The following is a 26,311-nucleotide window of genomic DNA, read 5'->3' as shown; positions in this document are numbered from 1 at the left end:
GCCCGGACCGCCGTCCGGCCGGTCAGACGGCGGGTGCCTCCAGCCGGCTGATCCGGACCGCGCCCTTCGGCTCACCCGGGTGACGGCTGGTCAGCGTGAGCCGGACGCGGGAGCCGCGTACCGGGTCGAAGCCGATCACCGTGGGGGCGTCGGACGCGCCGGCCCACTCGATGCGGACGCCCTCGGCCGTCCGCCACGCACGGCCGTCCCAGACGGCGACCTCCACCGCGGCGGGCAGGCTGTGCGCGGCGTCCACGGTGAAGGAGACCTCGATCCGGCCGTAGCGCCGGGTGCGTCCGTGGTCGACCGAGATCCAGTCCTCGGCCCGGGCCCCGTCGAAGGCGGGCAGCAGGGCGGTGGCCGCCTTGTGGAAGCCGTTGGACCAGCCCGTGGCCGGATCGCCGTCGAGCACGGCGACGGGCAGGGTGTCGGGGCGTCCGGAGTAGCTCGCGTCCGCGTGCGGGTGGACCACGGGTGCCGGGTGCTCGGGCGCGAACCGCGGCGCCGGTGTGGTGGCCGGGGAGGCGGCGCGCCGGGCGTGCACGGTCGCCGTGCCGGCCCGCAGCCCCTGCGCGCGGGCGGTCACCCGCACCGTGCCCGGCCGGGTACCGGAGCGCACGATGGCCAGCGCCTTGCCGTGGAAGGCGGTGCGGGTGCTCGCCTGGTACCGCTCGGCGCTCTCCTGGCGGCCGTTGTCCACGCCGGCCAGGGAGCCGCCCGCGACTTCGAAGGAGATCAGGTGCTCGGCGCCGGGCACCACCACCCCGGCCCGGTCGACCACCTCGGCGGTCACGAAGACCAGGGCGCGGCCGTCGGCGGCGACGCTCTCGCGGTCCGGGGTGAGGCGTACGGCGTGCGGCGCGCCGGCGGTGCGCAGGACGTCGGTGGCGACGGTCCTGCCGCCGCGCCGGGCGACGGCCTTCAGCTCGCCGGGTGCGAAGGGCACCTTCCAGGTGAGGTGAAGCTTGCCCGCGCTGCCGTTCGGGCTGGTGTAGCTGCCGGGGTGGGGGCCGTCGGTGAAGGTCTTGTCGTCGCCGGTGGCCTCGGTGGTCTCCAGATAGGTCCGGCCGTCCACCGTCCTCTTGGTGTCGAACGAACGGGCCCCGAGGGACTTCCCGTTGAGGAACAGCTCGACGGTGTCGACGTTGGCGTACGCCCAGACCTCGACGGTGTCGCCCTCGCGGTGGTTCCAGGTCGACGGCAGCAGGTGGACCATCGGCTCGTCGGTCCACTGGCTGCGGAAGAGGTGGTACATGTCCTTCGGGAAGCCCGCGGTGTCGACCGCGCCGAAGAAGCACGCCTTCACCGGGAAGACGTCGTAGGGCGTGGGCTCCCCGATGTAGTCGATGCCGGACCACAGGAACTGCCCGGCGAACCACTTGCGGTCCCGGTCCTTCTTGTGTCCGTACTCGCCGCTCATGGTCCAGGAGGCGAGGTTGTTGTCGTACGAGGACGTGGCCCGTCCGCCGGGCGTGTGGTTCTCACCGGTGTTCAGGTGCTCGGGCTCCTGGTAGGTGCCGCGCGTGGAGGTCTCGGAGGACGACTCGGACTCGAACAGGAACAGGTGCGGATAGGCGGCGTGCAGGTCGTCCACCGACTTGGCGGTGTTGTAGTTGAGGCCGAGTCCGTCGAGCTTGGCCAGCATCAGGTCGGCCGCCGACCCCTTGGCGGGCAGCCGGCGGTACTTGTCGGAGCCGATGACGAGCGGCCGGGTGTCGTCGGCGGCCCGGATCGCGGCGATGATCCGGTCGGCCATGGCGAGTCCGGCGGTGGAGGTGGAGTCGGGGATCTCGTTGCCGATGGACCACATGACGACGGCGGGCGAGTTGCGGGCCGCGAGCACCATCTCGGTGACGTCCGCCTCGCACCACTCGTCGAAGAACCGCCCGTAGTCGTACCGGTTCTTGCCGGTGCGCCAGCAGTCGAAGGCCTCGACCAGCATCACGATGCCCAGTTCCTCGCAGACCTCGGTCATCTCGGGCGAGGGCGGGTTGTGGGAGGTGCGGAAGGCGTTGGCGCCCATCGACTTCATGAGGGTCATCTGGCGGCGCACCGCGTCGGCGCTGACCGCCGCGCCGAGCGCGCCGAGGTCGTGGTGCAGATCGACGCCCTTGATCTTGGCGTGGACCCCGTTGAGGTGGAAGCCCTCCTCGGGGTCGATGCGGAACGTGCGGACGCCGAAGGACGTGCGGTAGGTGTCGACGGTGCGTCCCGCGACGCGCAGTTCGGTGCGCAGGGTGTAGCGGTGCGGGTCCCCGAAGTCCCACAACCGGGGGCGTGCGAGGGTGAGTTCATGGGTCTCGCTCCGGTCGTCCGCGACGGTGACCGTGGATGCGGCGCGGACCACCGTACGCCCCTCGGCGTCCTCGACCGCCGACCTGATCTCCACCTCGCGCGCGCTGCCCGAGGCGTTGACGACGGACGTCTCCACCCGCACGAGGGCGCGCTCGGCGCTCACCTCGGGCGTGGTGACGTACGTGCCCCAGCGGCGTACGTGCACCGGTTCGGTGACGACGAGCCGCGCCTGCCGGTAGATGCCGCTGCCCGAGTACCAGCGGCTGCTGGGCAGTTGGTTCTGCACCCTGACCGCGAGGACGTTCTCGGTGCGGCCGTCGGTGTGCACCAGACCGGTGAGGTCGAGGGCGAAGCCGGTGTAGCCGTAGGGGTGGCGGCCGGCCTCCCGGCCGTTGCAGTAGACGTGGGAGTCCATGTAGACGCCGTCGAACTCGACCGAGATCCGCTTGCCGGCCCACGCGGGCGGCAGGGTGAAGGCGAGGCGGTACCATCCGAGGCCGCCCGGCAGGAAGCCGGTGCCGCTGGTGGTGCCGTGCTCGGTGGTCGGCGTCTGCTCGATGCTCCAGTCGTGCGGGACCGCCACCTCGCGCCAGTCCGAGTCGTCGTAGTCCGGTTCGGCGGCCCGCGCGTAGGTGCCGTCCGGGTCCGTGACTCCGCCGGGGTCGACCAGGGCGAAGCGCCAGCCGTCGCGCAGGGCGACCGTGTGGCGGCCCGTGCCGTCGTCCGCCGCGTCCGCGGCCCACGCCGACGGGGCGCCGGCCAGTGCGCCCGCCGCGGGCGCCGCCGCGGAGGCGATCAGGACCGATCTGCGTGTGACCGTCATACCGGATCTCCCTCATCAGGAATCAGAAGTACTCACAACCAATCGCGAACGAACAGATTCTGGCGTCGGTTCACGGGCGGCCGTCAAGGGTGGGGAAAGCCCTTTCTGCCACAGGTGCCCCTGGAGTTCGGCCGCCGGTGCGCCGAGGGAGCCGTCCGAGCCGGATCGTTCGGGTCCGCACGACGCCGGGACGCACTAGGCTGGGGCCCAGGTGACGCGCTGTTCACTGTGGGTGTGCGCAATGGAGTGGCGACGATGAGTCCGGTCAACCCGCACGACGATGCCACCGCGGCCCGCGCCGTCGTCGACGACTCCGGCACGCTGCGGGAGTGGAGCGAGGGCGCGCGTCTGCTGCTGGGCCACCCGGCCGAGGACGTCGTGGGGCGCCCCGCCGTCGAGTTGCTGGCCGAACGGACCGACGGACCGCGGCTCCGGCCCGGCGCCGAACGCTGGAACGGGACGCTGGCGCTGCGGCACCGCGACGGGCACACGGTGTCCGTGTGGCTGCTCGCCCGGCGCAGACCGCCCGAGGACGACGGCCCGGGCACGTGGCTGGCCGTCACTCCCCTGGGCCCCGCGCCCGATCGGCTGGAAGATCCGCTGGTCAGAGCCGCGCTGACCCAGTCGCCCTGCGCCACGATGATCTTCGACGACCAGCTCCGCATCCGCGGGGTGAACGACGCCATGGCCCGGCTCTTCGAGCTTCCGCCGAACCGCCTGCGCGGCCTGCGGGCCACCGATCTCGGCGGCCGGACGCAGGCCGCGGAGCTGGAGGAGCACATGCGGCACGTGCTCGCCACCGGCGAGGGCCACGACATGCACACGTACCTCAAGGCCCCCGGTGAGAGCCGCGCCCACGCCTGGCTCGCCCGCGTCGCCCCGCTCTCAGGCTCCGACGGTGAGGTGCACGGGGTCTGTGTGACCGCCCACGACTTCACCGAGCAGCACCTCGCCCGGGAGCGGCTCCAGCTGGTCAACGAGGCCAGCGTGCGCATCGGCAGCACCCTCGACGTCACCCGCACCGCACAGGAACTGGCAGACGTGTGCGTCCCGGCGCTCGCCGACTTCGTCAGCGTCGATCTGCTCGACCCGCAGGAGCACGGCGACGACCCCGTGGCCGCGCCGACGCCGCCGGTCGCCCTGCGCCGCACCGCCCACCAGTCGGTCAACCCGGGATGCCCGGAGGCGGTCGCCGAGCCGGGCCGCGTCGACGTCTATCCGGCGGACTCACCGCAGGCCCGCTGTCTGGTCGCGGGGCACGCGGTCGTCGCGGCGGTGCCCTCCGCGGACCTCGAGCGGTGGCGGGAGCGGGATCCCGTACGGGTCGGGCGGATCGAGGAGTACGGCATCCACTCCGTGATGTCCGTCCCGCTGCAGGCCCGCGGGACCACCTTGGGGATCGCGGTGTTCACCCGGTTCCGCCGCCCCTACGCGTTCACCCACGACGACGTCCTGCTGGCCGAGGAGGTCAGTGCCCGCGCCGCCGTCTGCATCGACAACGCCCGCCGCTACTCCCGCGAGCGCGAGACGACCCTGATGCTGCAGCGCAGCCTGCTCCCCCGGTGGCTGCCGCCGACCGCCGCGCTGGAGGCGGCCTCGCGCTATCTCCCGGCGGCCCGCTCCGGGGTGGGCGGCGACTGGTTCGACATCATCCCGCTGTCCGGGATGCGGGTGGCGCTGGTCGTCGGGGACGTCGTCGGCCACGGTATCCAGGCCTCGGCCACCATGGGCCGGCTGCGCACCGCCGTACGCACCCTCGCCGACATCGACCTGACCCCCGAGGAACTGCTCACCCACCTGGACGACCTGGTCGTGCGGCTGTCGGAGGAATCCGGGGGCGAGGGCACCGGCGAGCTGGGGGCCACCTGCCTGTACGCGGTGTACGACCCGGTGTCCCGGCAGTGCTCCCTGGCCCGTGCCGGGCATCCGCAGCCCCTGCTCATCCCGCCGGACGGCCCGCCCCGGCAGCTGGACCTGCCTTCCGGGCCGCCGCTCGGCGTGGGCGGACTGCCCTTCGAGTCCGCCGAACTGGAACTGCGCGAGGACAGCGTGCTCGCCTTCTACACCGACGGGCTGGTCACCAACCGTGACCGCAACGCCGACGAGGGGCAGGCGCTGCTCCGGGAGGCCCTGTCCGTCCCCGCCGGCTCGCTGGACGCGGCCTGCGACCGCGTGCTGCACGCCCTGCTCCCGACCGGCGGCGCCTCCGACGACGTGGCGCTGCTGCTGGCCCGCACCCGGGGGCTCCCGGCCGAGCAGGTCGCCACCTGGGACATCCCCGCCGACCCGTCGCTGGTCGCCCCCATCCGCAAGCAGGTGCTGGACCAGTTGTCCGCCTGGGCGCTGCTGGAGGCCTCCTTCACCGCCGAGCTGGTGGTGAGCGAGCTCGTCACCAACGCCATCCGGTACGGAGCGCCGCCCATCCGGCTGCGGCTGATCCACGACGCGACCACGCTGATCTGCGAGGTCTCCGACACCAGCCACACCGCGCCGCATCTGCGCCGGGCCAAGACCTGGGACGAGGGCGGACGCGGTCTGCTGCTGGTCGCCCAGCTCACCCAGCGCTGGGGCAGCCGGCACACCGCCGAGGGCAAGACGATCTGGGCGGAGCTGGCCCTGATCGAGGAGGAGTGACCGACGGTTTCCGCAGCCGTGGCGGGGGACACTCGAGAAGCAGGCGTGCCCTCCGGCACCCGGGCCGGACCGTACGCGACGAGTCACGGGAGTGTGGAGAAGCGATGGCGAAGACGTCCCGGCCCGCAGGTCGTGTCCCCGGTCGGGCGGCCCTGCTGGCGAGCGCGGTCGCGGTGCTCGGCATGCTGACCGCCTGCGGCACCGACGACGGCGCGGCGAGCACGGCGCAGTCCGGACAGGCCGAGCAGTCGGCCGGCGCGAGCAGCGGCACGCCCGCGGACGTGAGCACCGGCGGACCGACGGCCGGGACCGGCGACGAGCCCACAGCCGGCGGCGTGCCCAGCGACACCGCCGGTTCCGCGTCCGCCTCCGCTCGCACCGACGGCCGCTGCCACACCTCCGAGCTGCGCGCGTCGGTCGGCCGCGTCGACCCCGGTGCCGGGCAGCGCAACTTCCCCGTCGTGCTGACCAACACCTCGGAGCGCACCTGCACCCTGTACGGCTATCCGGGCGCCGCCTTCGTGGACGCGTCCGGCAGGCAGCTGGGCGCCGACCCGGAGCGTGAGCCCGCGTCGCCGCGGACGGTCACGCTGGCGCCGGACGGCAGCGCGTGGGCCGGACTGTCGTTCTCCAGCCCGGAGATCAGCGGCGCCCGCACCGCGACCCCGGCGAAGCTGGTCGTGACGCCGCCGGACGAACGGGACCCGCTGACCGTGAAGTGGACCTCGGGTGAGGTCCCGGTGGGCGGCAACGCCTCCTCGGTGTCCGTCACCGCCCTGGAGGCCGGGACCGGTCCCTGAGCGCAGGGGCGCCCCGGCCCCGCCGGTCAGTGACCGGCGATCGGGTGCGGCGCGTAGGGCCGCTCCAGCTCCTCGGTCTCCTTGTCGGTGAGGGCGAGTCCGACCGCCGCCACGGCGTCCTCGAGGTGGCCCGGCCTGGCCGCGCCGACGATCGGTGCCGTCACCGTGTCCTGGTGCAGCAGCCAGGCGAGGGCCACCTGGGCACGCGGGACGCCGCGGTCCTGAGCGATGCGGGTGACGGCCTCCACGATCGCGCGGTCGCCCTCCTGGTAGAGCGTGCTGCCGAAGGTGTCGGTGGCGCTGCGCCCGGTCGTGGTGTCCCAGTCCCTGGTGAGCCGGCCGCGGGCCAGCGGGCTCCAGGGCAGCACGCCGGCGCCCTGGTCGGCGCAGAGCGGCAGCATCTCGCGCTCTTCCTCGCGGTAGAGGAGGTTGTAGTGGTTCTGCATGGAGACGAACTTGGTCCAGCCGTGCCGCTCGGCGGTGTACTGCATCTTGGAGAACTGCCAGGCGTACATCGAACTCGCCCCGATGTAGCGCACCTTGCCGGCCTTCACCAGGTCGTGCAGCGCCTCCATCGTCTCCTCGACCGGCGTGTGCGGGTCGAAGCGGTGGATCTGGTAGAGGTCGACGTAGTCGGTGCCCAGGCGGCGCAGGCTGTGGTCGATCTCGGTCATGATCGCCTTGCGGGAGAGCCCGGCGCCGTTGGGTCCGGGCCGCATCCGGCCGTTCACCTTGGTGGCGAGCACGATGTCGTCCCGGCGGGCGAAGTCCGCGAGGGCCCTGCCGACGATCTCCTCGCTGGTGCCGTCCGAGTAGACGTTGGCCGTGTCGAAGAAGGTGATGCCGGCCTCCAGCGCCTGCCGGATCAGCGGACGCGAGGCCTCCTCGTCGAGGGTCCACTCGTGGGTGCCGCGGTCGGGAACGCCGTAGGTCATGCATCCCAGACAGATCCGCGACACGTCCAGTCCCGTCGAACCGAGCTTCACGTACTGCATCGTTGCTGCTCCTGCCTTCCGGATCGGTACCTCGCGAGCGTACGTCCTCGTGGCGGCGCGGGCCGGGCTCGGGTCAGCGCTCCTCGATCAGGTCGAGGGCCCGCTCCCAGCCGAACTCCGGGCGGCTGCCGTCCGTCCCGGTCTCTCCCGCGTACGGGTCGCCGAAGCGCACCCCCATCCCGCTCAGCCGTACGAGGCTCTCCCGGTAGGCGGGATGGGCGGCCAGCGCGTCGGCCACGCAGGGCAGGACGGCGACGGGGACGCCGAGACCGCACGCCTCGCACAGGGTGGCCAGGGCGAGGGTGTCGGCGAGGCCGGCGGCCCACTTGTTGACCGTGTTGAAGGTGGCGGGCGCGACCACGACGGCGTCGGGCGCCGGGAAGGGCCGCGGGTCGCCCGGCCGGCGCCAGGCCGAGCGGATCGGCCGGCCGGTCTGTGCCTCGACGGCGGCGGTGTCGAAGAAGCCGTCCATCGCGACCGGGGTCGCGAAGACGCCGACCTCCCAGCCGCGTTCGTGTGCGGCGGTGATCAGAGCGCCGGCCCCGGAGGCCACCCCGGCGGCGCAGACGACGACGTACAGGAAGGGCTTCTCGGTGCTGCGGGGCGGTCGGGTCACGCCGGAACCCTACTCAACCGGCCGGGTACCGGATCGCCAGGGGCGAGCCCACGTGACCGCGCGGGCGTCCCGTGCCCGGCCGGGTACCGCGTGTCGCGTCGCCGTCGGGGGCGCGCGGCCGGGATGCGGTAAGGATGGATCGTGCACCGGCCGGTGTCGGACCGCGGTGCACGTCAGCCGTACGACGCGACGATGGGACGGAAATCATGCCTCTTGAGGGCGAGTACGAACCCAGCCCGACGCAGTGGGTGCGCGAACAGGTGGAGCTGTACGAGAGCTCCGGCGGCACCCAGGGGACGACCCTGCTGGACACGGGGCTGCCCGTGATCGTGCTGACCACGCGGGGCGCCCGCAGCGGCAAGATCCGCAAGACCCCGCTGATGCGCGTCGAGCACGAGGGCCGCTACGCGGTGGTCGCCTCCAAGGGCGGGGCGCCCGAGCACCCGGTCTGGTACCACAACGTCAGGGCCGACCCCCACGTGGAGCTCCAGGACGGTCCGGTGAAGCAGGACATGACGGCCCGTGAGGTCACCGGCGCGGAGAAGGCCGAGTGGTGGGAGCGTGCCGTCGCGGCGTTCCCGCCGTACGCCGACTACCAGAAGAAGACGGACCGGGAGATCCCCGTCTTCGTGCTGGAGCCCTCCGGCGGGAACTGAGCCGGGGCCGGAGGAAAAACTTCCGGTTCCGTGTGCATGGCCCGGCCGCCGCCGGGCACACGAGGGTCAGGCCCCGCCGCGTTCCCCCGTCGCGGCGGGGCTTTCCGCTGCCTCGCGCGCGCTGCGGTCGGTGACGTCGAGGAAGATCTGCCCGGCCTCGGGGACGGTCCGCGCGAGGGACTTCTTGATGCGTACGGCCACCTCCTCCACCCGCTCGCTGTCCAGGCCGGGCACCAGGTCGACGCGGGCGGCCACCAGGGTGGAGTCGAGGCCCGTCTTCATGGTGAACAGCGCCTCGACGCTGTCGATCTCCGGCTGTGCCCGCAGCAGCGCCCGGATGCGGCCGTCGGCCTCCGGGTCCGCGGCCTCGCCGATCAGCTGGTCACGGGCCTCGCGGCCCAGCCGGTAGGCCACGTACACGAGCAGCGCGCCGATGGCGAGCGAGGCGCCGGCCTCCCACACGACCTGCCCGGTGACCATGTGCAGGGCCATGCCGGTCATGGCGAGGGTGACGCCGAGCACCGCGGTGCCGTCCTCGGCGACGACCGTGCGCAGGGCCGGGTCACGCATCCCGGCGGCGACCCCGCCCTGCCCGCGCACCTGGTGCAGCGCCCGCAGCAGGGAGGCGCCCTCGGCGATCAGGGCGACGCCGAGCACGATCAGGCCGGCCACGTAGCCGCTGAGCTTCTCCTCCGCGCCCGAGCGGAGGGCCTCGACGCCCTGGAAGAAGGAGAAGCAGCCGCCCATGACGAAGATTCCGACGGCCGCCAGCAGCGACCAGAAGAAGCGTTCCTTGCCGTAGCCGAAGGGGTGGCGGCGGTCGGCGGGGCGGCGGCTGCGGCGCAGCGCGGCGAGGAGGAAGACCTCGTTGAGGCTGTCGGCGACCGAGTGCGCCGCCTCCGACAGCAGCGCGGGGGATCCCGCGAGGAAGCCGCCGACCGCCTTGGCGACCGCGATCACCAGGTTGGCCGCCAGAGCCACCAGCACGGTGATCCGCGTCCTGCGGTCCGCCTTGCCGGCGGTTCCGCCGGTCCCCCGGTCCTTCTCGCCGGCCTGTCCGTCGCCTTGTCCGTCGGCCTGTCCGTTCGCTGTCGTGTTCGAGGTTGTCCGGCTCACGTCTCGCCGACTGCCCCGGCCGGCCGGGCTCACACCCCGCCTTGTGGGTGGCCGACCAGTGCCGACGGCCGAAAACGGGGAACGCGTTACCAGGGCACACCGACGACAGGGAGGTACGTCCCATGAGCGGCGACGACGGGACGCCCGGCAACAGCGGCTACGGCAGGAGGGCGTTCAAGCGGTCGAAGAGCCACTTCGCCGACCGGATCACCGCGGACGGCCGTGACGGCTGGCCGGTGGCGGCCGGGCGGTACCGTCTGGTGGCCAGCCGGGCCTGTCCGTGGGCGAGCCGGGCCCTGGTGTCGCGGCGGCTGCTCGGCCTGGAGGACGCCCTGTCCCTGGCGATCGCCGACCCGGTCCAGGACGACCGCAGCTGGCGCTTCACGCTGGACCCGGACGGCCGTGACCCCGTCCTCGGCATCCGCTTCCTCAGCGAGGCCTACGACAAGCGGGAGACCGGCTACCCGGGCGGGGTGAGCGTGCCCGCGGTCGTGGACGTGCCCAGCGGACAGCTGGTGACCAACGACTACCAGCAGATCACCCTGGATCTGGCGACCGAGTGGACCGCCCTGCACCGGCCCGGCGCGCCCGACCTGTATCCGCACGCCCTGCGCGACGAGATCGACGAGGTGATGGCCGGCGTCTACCACGACGTCAACAACGGGGTGTACCGGGCGGGCTTCGCGACCGGTCAGGAGGAGTACGAGGCCGCCTGCGCGGGTGTGTTCCGCAGGCTGGAGGAGCTGACGCCCCGGCTGGAGCGGCAGCGCTATCTGGTCGGGGACACGATCACGGAGGCGGACATCCGGCTGTTCACCACGCTGGTGCGCTTCGACGCCGTCTACCACGGTCACTTCAAGTGCAACCGCTGGAAGCTGGCGGAGAATCCGGTGCTCTGGGCCTACGTCCGCGACCTGTTCCAGACACCCGGGTTCGGCGACACGGTCGACTTCGACCACATCAAGCGCCACTACTACCAGGTCCACACCGGCATCAATCCGACCGGCATCGTGCCGCTCGGCCCGGATCTGTCCGGCTGGCTCACGCCGCACCACCGGCAGGAGCTGGGCGGACGTCCGTTCGGCGACGGCACGCCGCCCGGCCCGGTGCCCGCCGGCGAGGAGGTACCGGCGGCCGGCAGGCCCTGACCCGGCGGGGCCGTACCCGTCGCGGCCCGGCAGCACGTTCCGGCATCACCGATGCGAACCCCTTAGGAGGCCCCCGTGGGCAAGAAGAAGAAGCAGAAGCTCCCCCTCGCGTACAAGCCGGTCGGCTTCGTCCTGGGCTGGGCGGGCGGCACGCTGGCCGGGCTGGCCTTCCAGAAGACGTGGAAGGTGATCCGGCACGAGGACGACGCGCCCGACGCCCTGGACCCGGACCGCGGCTGGGGCGAGATCCTCCTGGCGGCGGCGGTCCAGGGCGCCATCTTCGCGGTGGTGCGCAGCGCGATGGACCGGACGGGCGCCAAGGCGATCGAGCGCTCGACCGGTGTCTGGCCGGGCGGCGACAAGGGCGGACGGGACTGACCGGAAACAGCGCCCCTCCCGCCCGCCCTCACGACGCCGGCATCATCCGAACGAGGTCCTAGCCCTGTTTGGGTGCCGTCGGCGGTGTGCTGAGGCGCAGGGTGAAGGAGTGGCCCGCCGGGTCGGAGAAGCCGCGCTCCTCGTGGGGTCCCGCCGCGTCCTTCGCCTCCAGCGGGCGCCCGCCGAGGCCCACGACCCCGCGCTCGGCCTCGTCCAGGTCCGCCACCACGAAGTCCAGGTGGACCTGGAGCGAGTTCTCGGGGCGGGGCCAGCTCGGCGGGGTGGCGTTGGCGTCCCTCCGGAACGCCATGCGGAAGCCGCCCGGGCCCTCGATCTCGATGCGGTTGGCCGACACGTCGGTCTCCTCGGCGCCCAGCAGCCCCTTGTAGAACTCGGCGAGCTTCTCGGGTTCCGCGCAGTCGAGCACCACGACGCCCGCGTTGATCAGTGCCATGTCTCCTCCGAAGGATTCCGGGCCCGGGGCGTCGGGCCCCGCGGCCGTCTGTCTTGCGCTTGTCCCGGCCCGGCGGATTCAGTCGGGACGGGCCCCGGGCAGGCCGGTTCTCGCGGCCGGCCGACGGTCTCCGACGTGAGATCTCGATGACATATGTCAATCGAACATGCTCAAACTCGCTCGTTCGGGGTAACTTTCGATGGAGCGTGGGCAGTTGGGCCCCGGAGCAGGCTGGAGGCGTTGTCGTCGTGCGACAGGAATCCGCGTCGCTCACCACGCACCTGCGCGTCCGCCACGACCGGGGACACACGGTGCTGGAGTTCCTCGGCGAGATCGACATCGCGTCGGCCGCCGAGATCGTCCCGCACCTGGACCGGGAGACCGGACGTCCCGGCGCCCGGGTCGTGCTCGACCTCGGCGGGATCGAGTTCTTCGACTGCTCGGGGCTGCGGCTGCTGTACCGGGCCCGGCGCCGGGTGCTCGACGGGGGCGGCCAGGTGCACCTCGTGTGCGCCCATCCGTTGACCCTGCGCATGCTGCGGATCACCGGACTCGCGCGGCAGCTGCCCCCGCGACCGACCCTGGCGGAGGTGCTCGGCGTCAGTCCGCCGCCGGAGCGTCGAACAGGGCGCTGACCGACTCGCCGTTGTGGATGCGGCGCACGGCCTCGGCGAGCGCCGGGGCGATGGACAGCACCCGCAGCTTCTCCGTGTGGTCGCCGGCCGGCACCGGCACGGTGTTGGTGCACACGATCTCCAGCACATCGGGCTGTTCGCCGAGCCGGCCGAGCGCACCGGACGCGAACAGCCCGTGCGTACAGGCGAGCCGGATCGTGCGCGGCCCCTGCTCCCGCAGCCGGTCGAGGAGTTCCAGCACCGTGCTGCCGCCCGCGATCTCGTCGTCGAGCACGATGACGTCGCGACCGGCGACGTCCCCGATCACGGCGCTGACGCTGACCCGGCCGTCGGCGAAGCGTTGCTTGGCGCCCGCTGCGACGCGGGCGCCGAGCAGCCGGGCGAACGCGGCGGCCTCCTTGGCGTTGCCGAGGTCCGGGGAGACCACCGTGGCGCGGGACAGGTCGTACCGCCGGAAGTGCGCGGCCAGTTCGCGCAGCGCGTGCAGATGGTCGACCGGGACCGGGAAGAAGCCGTGCACCTGGGGCGAGTGCAGGGTCATGGCGAGGACCCGGCCGGCACCCGCCGCCACCAGCAGGTCGGCGACGAGGCGCCCGCCGAGCGAGATGCGCGGAGCGTCCTTCTTGTCGGAGCGGGCGTAGGAGTAGTGCGGCAGGACGACGGTGATGCGCCCGGCCGAGGCCCCGCGGGCCGCGTCGCACATCAGCAGCAGTTCGACGAGATGCTCCTGCACCGGCTTGACCAGCGGCTGGACCAGGAAGACGTCCCGCTCGCGGCAGTTGGCCCGGAGCTGCACCTCCAGGCAGTCGTTGGCGAACCGGCTGACCCGGACGGGGCTGAGGGGCACGCCCAGATGGGCACAGACCTCATCGGCCAGCACCGGGTGGGCACTACCGCTGAACACGGCGATGTCTCGCACGGACCGCTCCTCGCGTGATCCTGTCCGGCCGGGACCTCAGCTTACGGAAATCCGGTTGCGGCGGCCCCGGGGAATGGCGTCATGATGACGCCGTCCGTGTTCCCTCAGGTCAGGATCCCTCGCATGCGCCGACTCCTCGACACCACCCAGCGCCCATCCCGGCCCACGGTTCTCGAGGACTCCTTCCCGCATGCACACCCTGAACATCGGCATTCTGGCCCACGTCGACGCCGGTAAGACCAGCCTCACCGAGCGGCTGCTGTTCGACCACGGCGCCGTCGACCGGCTCGGCAGCGTCGACACCGGTGACACCCGTACGGACGACGGCGAGATCGAGCGCCGGCGCGGCATCACCATCCGCTCCGCGGTCGCCGCGTTCACCGTCGGCGACACCCAGGTCAATCTGATCGACACCCCCGGGCACTCCGACTTCACCGCCGAGGTCGAGCGCGCCCTGGAGGTCCTCGACGGCGCGGTGCTGCTGCTGTCCGCCGTGGAGGGCGTCCAGGCGCGCACCCGGGTGCTGATGCGCACCCTGCGGAGGCTGCGGCTGCCCACGCTCCTCTTCGTCAACAAGATCGACCGGGCCGGTGCCCGCGCCGACGGTCTGCTCGCCGACATCCGGCGCCGGCTGACCCCGCACGTCGTGCCGCTGACGGAGGTCGCCGCCGGACTCGGCGGTGCCGGTGCCCGGGTGCGGCCCTGCCGTCTGACGGACCCGCTGGTGCGCGCCCGGACCGCCGAGGCGCTCGCCGAGGTGGATCCGGACATGCTGGCGGCCGTCGTGGACGGCCCGGCGCCGACCGCCGACGCGGTGCGCGCCGCGCTCGCCGCCCGGACCGCCGACGGCTCGTTCCACCCGCTGTACGTCGGCTCCGCGCTCGGCGGCCAGGGCGTCGCGGAGCTGGCGCGGGGCCTGGTCCGGCTGGTCCCCGCCGCCCCCTCGCCGGCGGCCGCTACATCGCCGCCGCGCGGCACGGTGTTCGCCGTACGCCCCGGACCGGGCGGCGAGCGGACGGCGTATCTGCGGCTGTACGACGGTGAGGTGCGCCCGCGGCAGCGGCTGACCTTCCTGCGGCGCGGGTCCGACGGCCGGACCCACGAGGTCCACGGCCGGGTGACGCGCCTCGAGGTGGTCGGCGGGGCTGGGGCGCTCACCGCGGGGAACATCGCCGCCCTGTCGGGTCCGGCCGCGCTGCGCGTCGGCGACCGGCTCGGCGCGGTCACCGACCGGGCGCCGCAGTTCGCGCCGCCGACCCTGGAGACGGTCGTACGGGCCCGGCGTCCCGGGCAGGCGGCGGCGCTGCGGTCGGCGCTGCTCGCCCTCGCCGACCAGGACCCGCTGCTGCACGCCCGCCCGGCGGAGTCCGGGGCCACCGCCCTGCTGCTGTACGGCGAGGTCCAGATGGAGGTGCTCGCGGCGACCCTGGCCGGGGACTTCGGCATCGAGACGGAGTTCTCGCCGGGACGCGTCCGGTTCCTGGAACGACCGGACGGCACCGGTGAGGCCGTCGACGAGATGCCGTGGCACGACCACACCCGCTACTGGGCGACGATCGGGCTGCGGGTCGAGCCGGGGCCGCGCGGCTCGGGCGGGGTGTTCGCGTACGAGACGGAGCTGGGCGCGCTTCCCCGCGCCTTTCACCAGGCCGTCGAGGAGACGGTCCACGCCACGCTGCTGACCGGCCTGGCCGGCGCCGCGGTGACCGACTACCGGGTCACGCTGATCCGTTCCGGTTTCTGCTCCCCGGTCAGCACGGCCGCCGACTTCCGCGGGCTGACCCCGATCGTGCTGCGCCGGGCCCTCGGGCGGGCCGGCACCCGCCTCTACGAGCCGTACCACGCCTTCGAGGCGGAGGTTCCGCCGGACGCGCTGGCGCCCGTGACGGCCCATCTCGCCTCGCTGGGCGCGGACTTCACCGGAACGACGGGAGGCGACCCCGCCTGGCTCGTCACCGGCGAGCTGCCGGCCCGGCGCGTGCGGGAGGCCGAGCTGCGGCTGCCGGGGCTCACGCACGGGGAGGCGGTGTGGTCCTCGCGCCCGTCGCAGGACCGGCCGCTGAAGTCCGCGCACTGACCGCCGCCCTCGAGGTACTCACCAACTGCAGTGCCTGGCACGGAGGATGGGGGGAATGCGGACGGTAGGAAGGAGGGCCGTCGCCATGACGACTCCCATCAGGCACCTCCCCCGGCGGATGCCCGGCTGGGCCAAGGCGCTGAGCGCGATCGTGCTGGTGCTCGTCGTGCTCTTCGCGGGACTGCGGTTCAGCGTGCTGCCGGGCCTGAAGGACCTGTTCGGCACCGAGACCCACGACCGCTCGGGCCCCGCGCTGCTGAAGTCCATCCAGGACATCAGCCGTTACGAGGCCGCCTCCGGCTCCTTCCAGGTCGTCGTGGACCTGGAGAAGGACGCCAAGTACCTGCCCGACGCGATCCGCGGCACCCGCACCCTGTACGTCGGTGCGGGCACCGTCGACGCCTACGTCGACCTCGGCCGGGTGGGCGAGGACGACGTGACGGTGAACGAGGACCGCACCTCGGCCACGCTGCGGCTGCCGCACGCGGCGCTCGGCAAGCCGGCGCTGGACCCGGAGCGCTCGTACGCCGTCTCCAAGCAGCGGGGTCTCCTCGACCGTCTCGGCGACCTGTTCTCGGACAACCCGAACGGCGAGCAGGCCGTGCAGAAGCTCGCGGCCCGGCACATCGGCGACGCGGCGAAGGAGAGCGAGCTGACGGCGCGCGCCGAGGGCAACACCACGGCGATGCTCCAGGGCCTGCTGCACTCCCTCGGCTTCACACAGGTGCGGGTGGCCTACGGGGCCTGAGGGCCCGGCCCGCCCGTCGTCCGGACAGGACGGCGGGCAGGGCCGGCGACCCGGGCATCCTCGGCGGCTTCGCGGGTAACCGCCCCTGCACACGGAGAAGTCGACGTCTGGAGGACCGAATGGCTCGTGCCGTCTCACGACCGAGTTCCCTGTGGCGTCCGCGCGCCGCCAAGGCACGCGAGGCCGAGGCGCGGGACGCCGGCCGGCCCGAACGGCGCCCGCTCGCCCTCGTGCTGCGGCTGCTGGCGATGGGGTGCGCGTTCGTGTTCATGGTGGCGTTCGCGGTCGTCCTGGCCCGGCTGACCCTGAACCCCTCCCCGGCCTCCGAGGCGCTGACGCACACCAACATGCGTCCCGGCCGCTCGCTGCGGGCCTATCTGGATCAGCCCGCGCTGCGCGACGCCGTGAAGCAGATCGGCGGCAACCTGCTGCTGGGCGTCCCCTTCGGCGTCCTGGTCCCGGTGGTCGCCCCGCGCACGCGCGGCGTGCTGCGGGTGCTGCTGCTGACCGCCGTGGTGATGCTGCTGGTGGAGTTCGCGCAGGGCGCCCTGGTGACCGGGCGGGCCTTCGACATCGACGACGTGATCCTCAACAGCACGGGAGCGCTGATCGGTTATCTGCTCCTGGGCCGGCGGACGAGCCGCGCGGTGCACGCGCGCAGGCCTCGCGGCTGAGCGGGGCCCGTCCACCTTCCGGAACGTGACCAGGTGGTCCGTACCAGAGTATTGACGGACCCTTATCTCACTTCTTAAATCAAGAGGCGACACCCTTACCCCCCACCACTGCCGGCGCTCCCTCGACGGGACGCCGCGCTGAAGGGAGAGCCGTGGCCCGCCCACTCCTGCTCCGCAGATGTCTCCTCGCCGCCGCCCTGTCCGCCGGACTCGCCGCGTCACTCGTGACCGGCACCGCCGGTGCGCAGCCGGACACCGGATCCGCCGGGGCCGCCGGCACCGCGGCCGCCGCCGTGACGTTCTCCGACACCTTCGACGGCCCGGCCGGTGCGGCCGTCGACTCGTCGAAGTGGCAGATCGAGACCGGCGACAACGTCAACAACCACGAGCGGCAGTACTACACGTCCGGCAACAAGAACGCGGCGCTGGACGGCCAGGGCCACCTGGTCATCACGGCCCGCAAGGAGAACCCGGCCAACTACCAGTGCTGGTACGGCACCTGCCAGTACACCTCGGCCCGGCTCAACACCTCGGGGAAGTTCACGGCGCAGTACGGGCACGTCGAGGCGCGGATGAAGATACCGCGCGGTCAGGGGATGTGGCCGGCCTTCTGGATGCTCGGCACACCGGTCAACTGGCCGGACTCGGGCGAGATCGACATCATGGAGAACGTCGGCTTCGAGCCGTCCACCGTCCACGGCACCATCCACGGCCCCGGCTACTCGGGCTCGGGCGGCATCGGCGCCGGCTACACGCTGCCGGGCGGCCAGGCCTTCGCGGACGCCTTCCACACCTTCGCCGTCGACTGGGCGCCCGACTCGATCACCTGGTCCGTGGACGGCAACGTCTACCAGACGCGCACGCCGGCCGATCTCGGCGGCAGGCAGTGGGTGTTCAACAAGCCGTTCTTCCTGATCCTCAATCTGGCGGTCGGCGGCTACTGGCCCGGTGACCCGGACGGCTCGACCTCCTTCCCGCAGACGCTGGTGGTCGACCATGTCTCGGTGACGACGAGCGACTCGGGCACGGGCAGCGGCGCGATCCGCGGCCTCGCCGGCAAGTGCGTGGACGTCGCCGCCGCGCACACCGCCAACGGCACGCCGGTGCAGCTCTACGACTGCAACGGCACCGCCGCCCAGCGGTGGACGGTGGGCTCCGACGGCACGATCAGGGCGCTCGGCAAGTGCCTGGACGTCAACGCGGGCGGCACCGCGGACGGCACGGTCGTCCAGTTGTGGGACTGCAACGGCAGCGGCGCCCAGCGCTGGGTCGTCACCGCGGCGCACGACATCGTCAATCCGCAGGCCGACAAGTGCCTCGACGTCACCGGCAACAACGCGGCCAACGGCACCCGGCTGCAGATCTGGACCTGCACGGGCGGCGCCAACCAGAAGTGGACGGTCGGCTGACGCGCGACCGCGGGCCGGGGGTCCCTACGCGGGCCCCCGGTGCTCTCAGCCGGTGCGCAGGACCCGGAAGCGCGAGGGTTCCGCCGGATCCCGGTCGACGACCTGGACGGGCGGCCAGGTCCACTGCCGGACGCTGACGCCCGGTGTGCGGGAGAACCGGATCGGCCCGCGGGTGCCCTCGACCGCGACGTGCGACCAGGAAGCGGCGATGCGGGCACGGTCCGTGCCGTGGGCGCGCAGCAGTGCGGCGAGGACGAGGACGGCGTCGTACCCCTCGAGGGCGACGAACGAGGGCGGCTCGGCCAGCCGTTCGCGCAGGGCCGTCTCGACGCGTGCCCCGAGCGGGCCGAGCCGCTCGGGCAGATAGCGCAGGAAGGGGACCGCGGCGCCGTCGCGGCCCAGTGCGGCCGCCCATCCGGCGAACTCGGGCTGTCCGGCGGGGGCGCCGATCAGCACCCGGTCGAGGCGCCCGTCGCGGCGGACGGCCCTGACGACGGGCACCGCGGGCTCCGGGTGGCCGGCCAGCAGCAGGAGGGCCGTCGCGCGGTGGGCGACGAGCGCGTCGCACACGGCCGTGGGGTCCAGGGTGCTCAGGTCGAGCTCGACGACCGTGCCGCCGTGCGGGGCGAGGTGCTCCCGCAGGATGCGGGTCCCGGACGCCCAGTAGACGCTCGGCTGGGTGGCGACGGCGATCCGGCGGTGCCCCTCCCCGAGGAGGTGGTCCGCGTAGAGCCGCCAGCCCCGGGACTGCGGCGGGGCGAGCCGGGCGACCCGGTCCGTGGGGCGGTCGGTGAGCGCGTCGAGGACCGCCGACGAGCACAGGAAGGGCAGGCCGAGGGCGTCGGCCCGGCCGGCGGCGGCGCGGGCCACGACGCTGTGGTACTCCCCCGCCAGGGCGGCCACGCCCAGGCCGGCCAGTTCCTCGACGGCCGCCGCGGCCCGGTCCGGGTCGGCCGCGGTGTCCCGGACGACCAGTTCGAGCGATCCGCCGAGGATCCCTCCGGCGTCGTTGACCTCGCGTACGGCCAGCTCCAGCCCGGCGAGCAGATGCCGGCCCGCCTCGGTCCAGCCGGGCGGGGTGAGGGGAACGAGGGCGCCGATCCGGACGCCGGCCGGTCCCCGCCGGTCCGACTGTCCCGACTGCCGGTCAGGTCGCACGGTGCTCATGGTGGCTTGCTGCCTTCGTCGGTTCACGTGTCTGCCGTGGGCGCAGCCCGCGTCCCGGCCGGGACGCGGGCTGCGGGTGGTCAGTCACACGGTGCCACGTACCTGACCCGGTCGATGATCGCGACGTCGCCGGACCACATGACCGCGGTCACCCGGGAGCAGTCTCCCCAGCCGGAGTCGAGGTTGCCCTCGCCCTTGACCGGGCCCGCGTACTGCGAGAAGTTCCCCTCGTCCACCTTGCAGGCCACACCGGTCTTGTTCGGACACAGCTTCAGCTTCATGTGCTTCGCCGTGCCGAGGTTGTTGTCGAACACGGCGCAGGCCCCGGCCACGCCGGTCGCGTGCTTCGTGTACGTGAAGAGGGTGCCGAACCGGCGCGAGTCCGGGAGCTGCTCGGCGCCCTCGAGCTCGTACCCGGTTCCGCACAGGGTCGCGGTGGCACCGACGGCGACGGGGTTCGCCTCCGCGAGGGCACGGGTCTGCGCGTCACGCGCTCCGTTCTCGGAGTACTTCACGCTGGTTCCGGGGACGAGCAGGTCGGCCTTCGCGGGGCTGTGGCCTTCGGCCAGGGCTTGCGGGGTGACGGCGAGGACGGAGACGAGAGCGGCCGCCGGAGCGAGGAAACGCATCAGTCTGCGCATGGAAAGTCAGTTCTCCTTCGTCAAGGATTGCCTGGTCGGGAGGCGGGCCGGCGTCCTCGCCCGGGTGTCGGCGAACGAGGGCGGCGCACGGACCCGTACGCGTGAGCGCATGACGGTGAGACTCGACGATGCCCTCCCCCTGGCGACCGTCCCGGTCAGTGGATGACTGCCGGTCCGGGCAGCCGTTCGGCCGGGCTGCCCGTGATCAGAATAGGCATGGACCAGAACCATGGATCAAGAGAAAAAGACCGCCCGGCGGAAGGAGGTGGCGTGAACCGGCCACGGACGCAGGCAGGCCCCTGCGGGCTCATCCGCGTCTCCCACCAGGGGAGTTGACCGCAGGAGGGATGTGAAGAACGCATGCAGAATTGTCGGGTGCATGGTGACTACGTGGCGGGATCTGACCCCCGCCGTCACCCCCGGCTAGTGCGGCGTCCAGGTGAACTTGTCCCCGCCCACCCAGCGGACCACGTCGGGGTCGTCGAGGTCGTGGACCTTGATGCCGAAGGCGGCGGCGGCCTCCAGGACGTCGATGACGGTCGTCGCCTCTCCGACCACCTGTCCGTCGATCTCCACGATCCGGAACGGCGGCGTGCCCGGCTGGACCCCGAGCACGAGGATCCGCGGACTGGCGATGTGCGGGCTCGCGATTTCGGTCATGCATAGAGGGTAGGCCGCAATCCCGGTGCACGGCCTCCAGGACTCCCCGTTCAGGGGCGCCGCCAGTCGTCACCCGTCAGATGCGAGCCGGCCATCGGGCCCATGCGCAGCATGCCGCCGTCCACGCTCCAGGACGCGCCGGTGACGTACGAGGCCTCGGGCCCGGCGAGGAAGGCGATCACGGCGGCGACCTCGCGGGCGTCCCCCGGACGGCCGAGGGGGACGCCCGGCCTGCGCTCGGTGTGCGGGTCGGTGTCCTCCTGGCCGGTCATCGGGGTGGCGATCTCGCCCGGGGCCACGGCGTTCACGGTGATGCCGTGCTCGGCCAGCTCGAGGGCCATGACCTGGGTGAGCAGGCCGAGGCCGCCCTTGGCCGCGCAGTACGGCGCGGCGCCCACCCGCGGCTGGTGCTCGTGCACGGACGTCACGTTGACGATCCGGCCGCCGTCCCCCTGGCGGATCATGCGCCGGGCCGCGTTCTGCCCGCACAGGAAGGGGCCGGCCAGATCGACGTCCAGCACGTGGCGCAGGTCGTCGAGGCCCAGGTCGAGGAAGGGCGTGGCGGTGCCGGTGCCCGCGTTGTTGACGAGGACGTCGATGCGGCCGAGCCGTTCGCACAGGGCGTCCACCGTGTCGGCGGCGCCGGGCAGCCGGGTCAGGTCGACCTGGGCGGTCTCGGCGCGGCGGCCGAGGGCCCGGACCTCCTCGGCGGTGCGCTCGGCGCCCTCCTCGTCGGTGTGCCAGGTGATGCCGACGTCCATGCCCGCCCGGGCCAGGCGTACGGCGGTGGCGCGGCCGATCCCCGAGTCGGAACCGGTGACGACGGCCACCTTGGTGTCGGTCGGCGTGGAACTGGGCACGGGAGCCTCCTCGTCGGGGCGTGCGGTGCGACGGGGCATCGCAGTACCCGGGGGCCGCGCGGACAAACCGCCCGGCGTCGTCGTGCGGCGCCGGACCCGCTGGGGAACCCTGGAGGTGGCGGAGAGGAGGTGCCGATGGATCCCGTCCGGGCGCTGGAGCGGATCGCCTTCCTGCTGGAGCGGTCGCAGGCACCGACGTACCGGGTGCGCGCCTTCCGTACCGCGGCCCGGGTGCTCGGCGAGCTGCCCGAGGCCGAGCTGCGCGAGCGCACGGAGGCCGGTTCGCTGGAGTCCCTCAAGGGGGTCGGCCCGAAGACGGCGCAGGTCGCGCGGGAGGCGCTGGCCGGGCAGGTCCCCGGCTACCTGGAGAAGCTGGAGGGCGAGGCCGGCGCCCCGCTCGCCCACGGGGGCGAGGAGCTGCGGGCCCGGCTGCGCGGCGACTGCCATCTGCACTCCGACTGGTCGGACGGCGGCAGCCCGATCGAGGAGATGGGCCGGGCCGCGGCGGCGCTCGGCCACGAGTGGGCGGCGCTGACCGACCACTCGCCCCGGCTGACGGTGGCCCGCGGCCTGTCCCCCGAGCGGCTGCGCGAGCAGCTGGACGTGGTGGCGGAGCTGAACGAGACGTGGGCGCCGTTCCGGCTGCTGACCGGCATCGAGTGCGACATCCTCGAGGACGGCTCGCTGGACCAGGAACCGGAGCTGCTCGAGCGGCTCGACGTGGTGGTGGTGTCCGTGCACTCCAAGCTGCGGATGGACGCCCGCTCGATGACCCGCCGCATGGTGGCCGCCGTCCGCGATCCGCACGCGGACGTCCTCGGGCACTGCACCGGACGGCTGCTGACCGGGCGGGGCCGGCCGGAGTCGGAGTTCGACGCGGACGCCGTGTTCGCCGCCTGCGCGGAGTCCGGCACCGCCGTGGAGATCAACAGCCGGCCGGAGCGGCTCGATCCGCCGCGGAGGCTGCTGCGCCGGGCGGTGCAGGCGGGTGTGCTGTTCTCCGTCGACACCGACGCGCACGCGCCCGGCCAGCTGGACTGGCAGGTCCACGGCTGCGCGCGGGCCGAGGAGTGCGGGGTGCCCGCCGAGCGGGTGGTGACCACCTGGTCGCGGGAGGAACTGCTGGCCTGGACCCGGGAGGGCCGGGTACCGGCCGGAGTGGCGGGCGGCTGACGTGGTACCCGCCGGGCTCACGCGGCGGGCCCGGGCGGCGAAAGCCCGGGGACAGCCGGCTCGGACGGCAGGAAGGGAACGGTGCATGGAACGGGCGGCCGTGTTCGACGTCGACGGAACCCTCGTCGACACCAATCATCTGCACGTGGTCACCTGGTGGGAGGCGTTCCGGCAGGCGGGTCACCGGGTGCCGATGCACGCCGTCCACCGGGCGGTGGGGCTGGCCTCCACCGACCTCATCGGCCATCTGCTGGGCGAGGACCGCGACAAGGACCAGGACGCGCAGCTCAGCGCCGCTCACAAGGCGCTGTACGGGCAGTACTTCGACCGGCTGCCGGCGCTGCCGGACGCCGGGGAACTGCTGCGGCACCTGGCCGGCGACGGCTGGACGGTCGTCCTCGCCACCTCGGCGGGCGGTGCGGAGCTCGGCGCGCTGCGGCGGGCGATCGACGCGGACGAGGCGATCTCCGCGACCGCGAGCGCCGACGACGTCGACGCGGGCAAGCCCGCGCCGGAGCCGGTGGAGCACGCCCTGGAGCTCGCCGGGGTGCCGGCCGGGCGAGCGGTGTTCGTCGGCGACACGGTGTGGGACATGCGTGCGGGCAGCCGCGCCGGGGTGCGCTGCGTGGGCCTGCTGTGCGGCGGCCTGCCGCGCGCCGACCTGGAGGATGCGGGCGCGGAAGCGGTGTACGCGGACCCGGCCGACCTGCTGGCCTCGCTCGCGAACAGCCCGCTGGCATGAGCGGCGCGGACATGCGGACGCCCGGCGGCGCACGGCGCGTATGACGGACGTGGGACGCGGCACCGGGCGAACGCCGGGGGACGACGAAGGGAGCGGCGGGACGGGGCGCCCGGGTGGGTGGCGGACCGTCGTGGCGCGGGCGCTGCGCGGGGCGCGGCCGGTGGACTGGCTACGGCGGGAGGCGGGGGCCGTCGGGCAGGCCGTGGCGGCCGCCTGGCGGGGTCCCGGCCGGGAACGCGACCTGGCCGTCCAGTCGCTGAAGGCCGCCGGGGCGGGGCTGCTGGCCTGGGCCGTGGCGGGTGTCTGGCTCGGCGATCCGATGGCGCTGATGGCCCCCTGGGTGGCGGTGGTCCTCGTGCAGGCGACCGTCTACAGCTCCGTACGGCAGGCCGGGCAGCAGTTCGGGGCGATCTGCCTGGGGTCGCTGGTGGCATCCGGGGCCCAGGCGGTCACCGACGACACCACCGGGGCGCTGGCGCTGTCCCTGCCGGTGCTGATGCTGCTCGGGAACTGGTCGCGCTTCGGACAACAGGGTGTCTACGCGGCCACCACCGCGGTGTTCGTCCTGGCCGCGGGGACGCCGGTCTCCGCGGCCGCGGTCGGGCACCGGATCGGGCAGGCGGCGCTCGGCGCGGTCATCGGCGTCGCGGTGAACGCGTTCGTGCTGCCGCCGATCCATCTGCGGGACGTCCGGGAGAACCTCGCGGCGCTGGCCCGGGAGGCGGGCGAGGTCCTGCACACCGTCGCGGGCGATCTGCGGGAGACCGAGTGGGACGCGCAGACGGCGGCCGGGTGGACCGGCGAGTCCGCGCGGCTGCAACGGCGCGTGGAGGCGCTGGCGTCGGCCCGGTCCTGGAGCCGGGAGAGCCTGCGGCTGACGTCCGGCCCGCTGCGGGTGCTGTACCCGGCACCACCACCGCCGCCGCCCGAGGAGGAGGACCAGCGGTGGACGCGGGTCACCGGGAACATCACGGAGCTCACCCGGACCCTGTCGGTGGCGGCCGACGAGAACCGCACGCCGGCCACGCCCGAGGGCCCGGTCCTCCGCCTGTACGCGCGGCTCCTGAAGCTGATCGGCGACTCCTGCCACGCGGAGGCCGGCCGGCTGCTGGGGCAGGAGCGGGTGGCCGGCCGGCCGCCGGACGAGAAGGACGCCGGCGACACCGCCGAGGAGACGGAGGAGACGATGGACGAGCTGCACCGGCGGTTGCAGCAGGGGCTGCGGGAGCACGCCGGGCTTGGGGCCGAGCAGACGTCGGTGCTGGGCTCGCTGCTGCTCCAGGCCGAGAACCTGTGGGCCGAGGTCGTCCCCGAGCCCTTGGACCGGTGACACGAACCGGGGGCGCGGACCAGTGACGCGGACCAGTGACGCGGATCACCCCAAAACGCGACAGACGGTGGAACACCGGCGGAGGGCCCGCCGTTGAACAGGGCGTGGGTACGGACGGGACAGTGTCCCCGGGCCTCACCTATCGCCCACAGGGACGATCGTTCGGCTGAAGCCCTGTGGAGCCCCTCGCCGAGAGGCGACCGCCGTCCGTATCCACCACAGACCGCCCCGACCGTGATCCCCCGTCCGGTCGGGGCTCTTCTTTGCCCGCGGCCCGGCGGGGTACCCGGAGCCCGCGACCTGTCAGGCGCACGGGAGGAGCGCAGAGTGAGCAGCACAGCGGGCAGCAGGATCGTGGTCACGGGCGCCACCGGCAACGTGGGCACCAGTGTGGTGAGGCTCCTCGCGGAGGACCCGGAGGTCGGTTCGGTCCTGGGACTGGCCCGGCGGATCCCCGAGTGGTCACCCCCGAAGACGGAGTGGGCCGCCGTCGACCTGGCGTCCGAGCAGGCCGACGCGGCCGGTCTCTTCGCCGGCGCCGACGCGGTGATCCATCTGGCGTGGGCCTTCCAGCCGACGCACGATCCCGCCACGACGTGGCGCACGAACGTCCTCGGCTCCCTGCGGGTCTTCGAGGCGGTGGCCGCGGCCGGAGTGCCGGCGCTGGTGCACGCCTCGTCGGTCGGCGCGTACTCGCCGGGGCCGAAGGAACGCGCCGTGGACGAGTCATGGCCGACGCACGGCTGGCCGGACGCGGCGTACTGCCGGGAGAAGGCCTACCTGGAGCGGGTGCTGGACACCTTCGAACGCGACCATCCGGGCATCCGGGTGGTGCGGATGCGGCCCGCCTTCCTCTTCAAGCGCGAGTCGGCGAGCGAACAGCGCCGGATCTTCGGCGGCACCTTCCTGCCGGGGCCACTGGCCCGTCCGGAGCTGCTGCCCTTCCTGCCGGACGTCCCGGGGCTGCGGGTGCAGATGCTGCACACCGACGACGCGGCGAGCGCCTACCGGCTGGCGGTGCGCACGCCGGACGCCCGGGGCGCGTACAACCTGGCGGCCGACCCGCCGGTCGACGCGGAACTGCTGGGCCGGATGACCGGTACGCGTGCGGTGCGGCTGCCCCGCGCGGCGGCCCGCTCGGCGATCGCCGCCGCGTGGGGACTGCGTCTGCTGCCGGCGTCCCCGCACCTGTTCGACGCGGTACTGCGGCTCCCGCTCATGGACTGCACGCGGGCGCGCGCGGAGCTGGGCTGGCGCCCGGTGCACACCGCGCCGGAGGTTCTGGAGGAGTTCCTGCTGGGCCTGCGGCAGGGCGCGGGCGCGGCGACGGAGCCGCTGCGCGGGCGCAAGGTGGGCTGACC

Annotated in this window: 25 protein-coding genes; 15 read left to right on the top strand and 10 right to left on the bottom strand. The window is 73.5% G+C overall.

Annotated features, from left to right (window positions below; genetic code table 11):
- Positions 1 to 22 precede the first annotated feature (22 nt).
- Positions 23 to 3,118, bottom strand: a complete 3,096-nt coding sequence (locus tag AB0E77_RS27980) for a glycoside hydrolase family 2 TIM barrel-domain containing protein (protein ID WP_361575669.1) — start codon at positions 3,116 to 3,118, stop codon at positions 23 to 25.
- 255 nt (positions 3,119 to 3,373) lie between these two features.
- On the opposite strand from AB0E77_RS27980, the gene AB0E77_RS27975 reads away from it, so the two are divergent.
- Together AB0E77_RS27975 and AB0E77_RS27970 are read left to right on the top strand one after the other, a co-directional pair.
- Positions 3,374 to 5,752: a SpoIIE family protein phosphatase gene (locus AB0E77_RS27975; protein WP_361575666.1), complete on the top strand. Its 2,379-nt coding sequence runs from the start codon at positions 3,374 to 3,376 to the stop codon at positions 5,750 to 5,752.
- A gap of 104 nt (positions 5,753 to 5,856) precedes the next feature.
- Positions 5,857 to 6,552, top strand: coding sequence for a DUF4232 domain-containing protein (locus AB0E77_RS27970; protein ID WP_361575663.1), 696 nt, complete (start codon positions 5,857 to 5,859; stop codon positions 6,550 to 6,552).
- 26 nt (positions 6,553 to 6,578) lie between these two features.
- On the opposite strand, the gene AB0E77_RS27965 is transcribed toward AB0E77_RS27970, so the two are convergent.
- On the bottom strand, positions 6,579 to 7,547 hold the full coding sequence (locus AB0E77_RS27965; protein WP_361575660.1) for an aldo/keto reductase: 969 nt from the start codon (positions 7,545 to 7,547) through the stop codon (positions 6,579 to 6,581).
- A gap of 73 nt (positions 7,548 to 7,620) precedes the next feature.
- Entirely contained in the window at positions 7,621 to 8,163 is a 543-nt protein-coding gene (locus tag AB0E77_RS27960; protein ID WP_361575657.1) for a flavoprotein, read from the bottom strand.
- Positions 8,164 to 8,369: 206 nt separating this feature from the next.
- Here AB0E77_RS27960 and AB0E77_RS27955 point away from each other — a divergent pair, with 206 nt between their 5' ends.
- Positions 8,370 to 8,819, top strand: coding sequence for a nitroreductase family deazaflavin-dependent oxidoreductase (locus tag AB0E77_RS27955; RefSeq protein ID WP_361575654.1), 450 nt, complete (start codon positions 8,370 to 8,372; stop codon positions 8,817 to 8,819).
- A gap of 66 nt (positions 8,820 to 8,885) precedes the next feature.
- On the opposite strand, the gene AB0E77_RS27950 is transcribed toward AB0E77_RS27955, so the two are convergent.
- Positions 8,886 to 9,812, bottom strand: a complete 927-nt coding sequence (locus AB0E77_RS27950; RefSeq protein WP_361575814.1) for a cation diffusion facilitator family transporter — start codon at positions 9,810 to 9,812, stop codon at positions 8,886 to 8,888.
- 245 nt (positions 9,813 to 10,057) lie between these two features.
- Here AB0E77_RS27950 and AB0E77_RS27945 point away from each other — a divergent pair, with 245 nt between their 5' ends.
- Both AB0E77_RS27945 and AB0E77_RS27940 read left to right on the top strand, forming a co-directional pair.
- A complete protein-coding gene (locus tag AB0E77_RS27945) occupies positions 10,058 to 11,083 on the top strand; it encodes a glutathione S-transferase C-terminal domain-containing protein (protein ID WP_361575651.1) in 1,026 nt (341 codons plus the stop codon).
- A 75-nt stretch (positions 11,084 to 11,158) separates the two neighbouring features.
- A complete protein-coding gene (locus AB0E77_RS27940) occupies positions 11,159 to 11,461 on the top strand; it encodes a DUF4235 domain-containing protein (protein ID WP_361575648.1) in 303 nt (100 codons plus the stop codon).
- A gap of 58 nt (positions 11,462 to 11,519) precedes the next feature.
- Here the strand turns inward: AB0E77_RS27940 and AB0E77_RS27935 are convergent, their stop codons facing one another.
- Positions 11,520 to 11,915, bottom strand: a complete 396-nt coding sequence (locus AB0E77_RS27935; RefSeq protein ID WP_361575645.1) for a VOC family protein — start codon at positions 11,913 to 11,915, stop codon at positions 11,520 to 11,522.
- Positions 11,916 to 12,163: 248 nt separating this feature from the next.
- Between AB0E77_RS27935 and AB0E77_RS27930 the strand changes: the two genes are divergently transcribed.
- Complete coding sequence (locus AB0E77_RS27930; protein ID WP_361575642.1) at positions 12,164 to 12,550, top strand: anti-sigma factor antagonist; 387 nt, start codon at positions 12,164 to 12,166, stop codon at positions 12,548 to 12,550.
- Here the strand turns inward: AB0E77_RS27930 and AB0E77_RS27925 are convergent.
- Positions 12,516 to 13,469, bottom strand: coding sequence for a ribose-phosphate pyrophosphokinase (locus AB0E77_RS27925; protein ID WP_361575639.1), 954 nt, complete (start codon positions 13,467 to 13,469; stop codon positions 12,516 to 12,518). The genes AB0E77_RS27930 and AB0E77_RS27925 overlap by 35 nt on opposite strands.
- Positions 13,470 to 13,659: 190 nt before the next feature.
- Here AB0E77_RS27925 and otr(A) point away from each other — a divergent pair, with 190 nt between their 5' ends.
- The 4 genes from otr(A) (at position 13,660) to AB0E77_RS27905 (ending at position 18,377) form a co-directional block, all read left to right on the top strand.
- Positions 13,660 to 15,546, top strand: coding sequence for a tetracycline resistance ribosomal protection protein Otr(A) (gene otr(A), locus AB0E77_RS27920; protein ID WP_361575636.1), 1,887 nt, complete (start codon positions 13,660 to 13,662; stop codon positions 15,544 to 15,546).
- Between the two features lie 85 nt (positions 15,547 to 15,631).
- Positions 15,632 to 16,294: a DUF4230 domain-containing protein gene (locus tag AB0E77_RS27915; protein ID WP_361575633.1), complete on the top strand. Its 663-nt coding sequence runs from the start codon at positions 15,632 to 15,634 to the stop codon at positions 16,292 to 16,294.
- A 119-nt stretch (positions 16,295 to 16,413) separates the two neighbouring features.
- A complete protein-coding gene (locus AB0E77_RS27910) occupies positions 16,414 to 16,968 on the top strand; it encodes a VanZ family protein (RefSeq protein WP_361575630.1) in 555 nt (184 codons plus the stop codon).
- Between the two features lie 152 nt (positions 16,969 to 17,120).
- Positions 17,121 to 18,377: a lectin gene (locus AB0E77_RS27905; RefSeq protein WP_361575627.1), complete on the top strand. Its 1,257-nt coding sequence runs from the start codon at positions 17,121 to 17,123 to the stop codon at positions 18,375 to 18,377.
- 45 nt (positions 18,378 to 18,422) lie between these two features.
- Here AB0E77_RS27905 and AB0E77_RS27900 read toward each other — a convergent pair whose 3' ends face one another.
- Positions 18,423 to 19,544 carry an ABC transporter substrate-binding protein gene (locus AB0E77_RS27900; RefSeq protein WP_361575624.1) on the bottom strand — a complete coding sequence of 374 codons (1,122 nt, stop codon included), beginning with the start codon at positions 19,542 to 19,544 and terminating at the stop codon, positions 18,423 to 18,425.
- Between the two features lie 80 nt (positions 19,545 to 19,624).
- On the bottom strand, positions 19,625 to 20,185 hold the full coding sequence (locus AB0E77_RS27895) for a hypothetical protein (RefSeq protein WP_361575622.1): 561 nt from the start codon (positions 20,183 to 20,185) through the stop codon (positions 19,625 to 19,627).
- Here AB0E77_RS27895 and AB0E77_RS27890 point away from each other — a divergent pair.
- On the top strand, positions 20,184 to 20,351 hold the full coding sequence (locus tag AB0E77_RS27890) for a hypothetical protein (protein ID WP_361575619.1): 168 nt from the start codon (positions 20,184 to 20,186) through the stop codon (positions 20,349 to 20,351). The two genes, AB0E77_RS27895 and AB0E77_RS27890, sit on opposite strands and share 2 nt — an antisense overlap.
- Before the next feature lie 257 nt (positions 20,352 to 20,608).
- On the opposite strand, the gene AB0E77_RS27885 is transcribed toward AB0E77_RS27890, so the two are convergent.
- A complete protein-coding gene (locus tag AB0E77_RS27885) occupies positions 20,609 to 20,845 on the bottom strand; it encodes a hypothetical protein (RefSeq protein WP_361575617.1) in 237 nt (78 codons plus the stop codon).
- Between the two features lie 50 nt (positions 20,846 to 20,895).
- Complete coding sequence (locus AB0E77_RS27880; RefSeq protein ID WP_361575614.1) at positions 20,896 to 21,705, bottom strand: SDR family oxidoreductase; 810 nt, start codon at positions 21,703 to 21,705, stop codon at positions 20,896 to 20,898.
- Positions 21,706 to 21,840: 135 nt separating this feature from the next.
- Between AB0E77_RS27880 and AB0E77_RS27875 the strand changes: the two genes are divergently transcribed.
- The 4 genes from AB0E77_RS27875 to AB0E77_RS27860 all read left to right on the top strand — a co-directional run bounded on the left by AB0E77_RS27875 (position 21,841) and on the right by AB0E77_RS27860 (position 26,309).
- On the top strand, positions 21,841 to 22,878 hold the full coding sequence (locus AB0E77_RS27875) for a PHP domain-containing protein (RefSeq protein WP_361575612.1): 1,038 nt from the start codon (positions 21,841 to 21,843) through the stop codon (positions 22,876 to 22,878).
- A gap of 85 nt (positions 22,879 to 22,963) precedes the next feature.
- Positions 22,964 to 23,620 carry an HAD family hydrolase gene (locus AB0E77_RS27870; RefSeq protein ID WP_361575609.1) on the top strand — a complete coding sequence of 219 codons (657 nt, stop codon included), beginning with the start codon at positions 22,964 to 22,966 and terminating at the stop codon, positions 23,618 to 23,620.
- A gap of 130 nt (positions 23,621 to 23,750) precedes the next feature.
- Positions 23,751 to 24,950 carry an FUSC family protein gene (locus tag AB0E77_RS27865; RefSeq protein ID WP_361575606.1) on the top strand — a complete coding sequence of 400 codons (1,200 nt, stop codon included), beginning with the start codon at positions 23,751 to 23,753 and terminating at the stop codon, positions 24,948 to 24,950.
- Between the two features lie 327 nt (positions 24,951 to 25,277).
- Complete coding sequence (locus AB0E77_RS27860; RefSeq protein ID WP_361575603.1) at positions 25,278 to 26,309, top strand: SDR family oxidoreductase; 1,032 nt, start codon at positions 25,278 to 25,280, stop codon at positions 26,307 to 26,309.
- The last annotated feature ends 2 nt before the right edge of the window (positions 26,310 to 26,311 follow it).

Origin of the sequence: Streptomyces sp. NPDC032940 (genome assembly GCF_040636935.1) — a bacterium.
Lineage (GTDB): Bacteria > Actinomycetota > Actinomycetes > Streptomycetales > Streptomycetaceae > Streptomyces.
This window is presented reverse-complemented; position numbering and strand designations above follow the sequence as displayed.

Coding starts and splice junctions, on each gene's coding strand:
- AB0E77_RS27980 (WP_361575669.1), bottom strand. CDS start 3,118: ATGACGGTCACACGCAGATCGGTCCTGATCGCCTCCGCGGCGGCGCCC.
- AB0E77_RS27975 (WP_361575666.1), top strand. CDS start 3,374: ATGAGTCCGGTCAACCCGCACGACGATGCCACCGCGGCCCGCGCCGTC.
- AB0E77_RS27970 (WP_361575663.1), top strand. CDS start 5,857: ATGGCGAAGACGTCCCGGCCCGCAGGTCGTGTCCCCGGTCGGGCGGCC.
- AB0E77_RS27965 (WP_361575660.1), bottom strand. CDS start 7,547: ATGCAGTACGTGAAGCTCGGTTCGACGGGACTGGACGTGTCGCGGATC.
- AB0E77_RS27955 (WP_361575654.1), top strand. CDS start 8,370: ATGCCTCTTGAGGGCGAGTACGAACCCAGCCCGACGCAGTGGGTGCGC.
- AB0E77_RS27945 (WP_361575651.1), top strand. CDS start 10,058: ATGAGCGGCGACGACGGGACGCCCGGCAACAGCGGCTACGGCAGGAGG.
- AB0E77_RS27935 (WP_361575645.1), bottom strand. CDS start 11,915: ATGGCACTGATCAACGCGGGCGTCGTGGTGCTCGACTGCGCGGAACCC.
- AB0E77_RS27915 (WP_361575633.1), top strand. CDS start 15,632: ATGACGACTCCCATCAGGCACCTCCCCCGGCGGATGCCCGGCTGGGCC.
- AB0E77_RS27910 (WP_361575630.1), top strand. CDS start 16,414: ATGGCTCGTGCCGTCTCACGACCGAGTTCCCTGTGGCGTCCGCGCGCC.
- AB0E77_RS27900 (WP_361575624.1), bottom strand. CDS start 19,544: ATGAGCACCGTGCGACCTGACCGGCAGTCGGGACAGTCGGACCGGCGG.
- AB0E77_RS27890 (WP_361575619.1), top strand. CDS start 20,184: ATGGAAAGTCAGTTCTCCTTCGTCAAGGATTGCCTGGTCGGGAGGCGG.
- AB0E77_RS27895 (WP_361575622.1), bottom strand. CDS start 20,185: ATGCGCAGACTGATGCGTTTCCTCGCTCCGGCGGCCGCTCTCGTCTCC.
- AB0E77_RS27885 (WP_361575617.1), bottom strand. CDS start 20,845: ATGACCGAAATCGCGAGCCCGCACATCGCCAGTCCGCGGATCCTCGTG.
- AB0E77_RS27875 (WP_361575612.1), top strand. CDS start 21,841: ATGGATCCCGTCCGGGCGCTGGAGCGGATCGCCTTCCTGCTGGAGCGG.
- AB0E77_RS27870 (WP_361575609.1), top strand. CDS start 22,964: ATGGAACGGGCGGCCGTGTTCGACGTCGACGGAACCCTCGTCGACACC.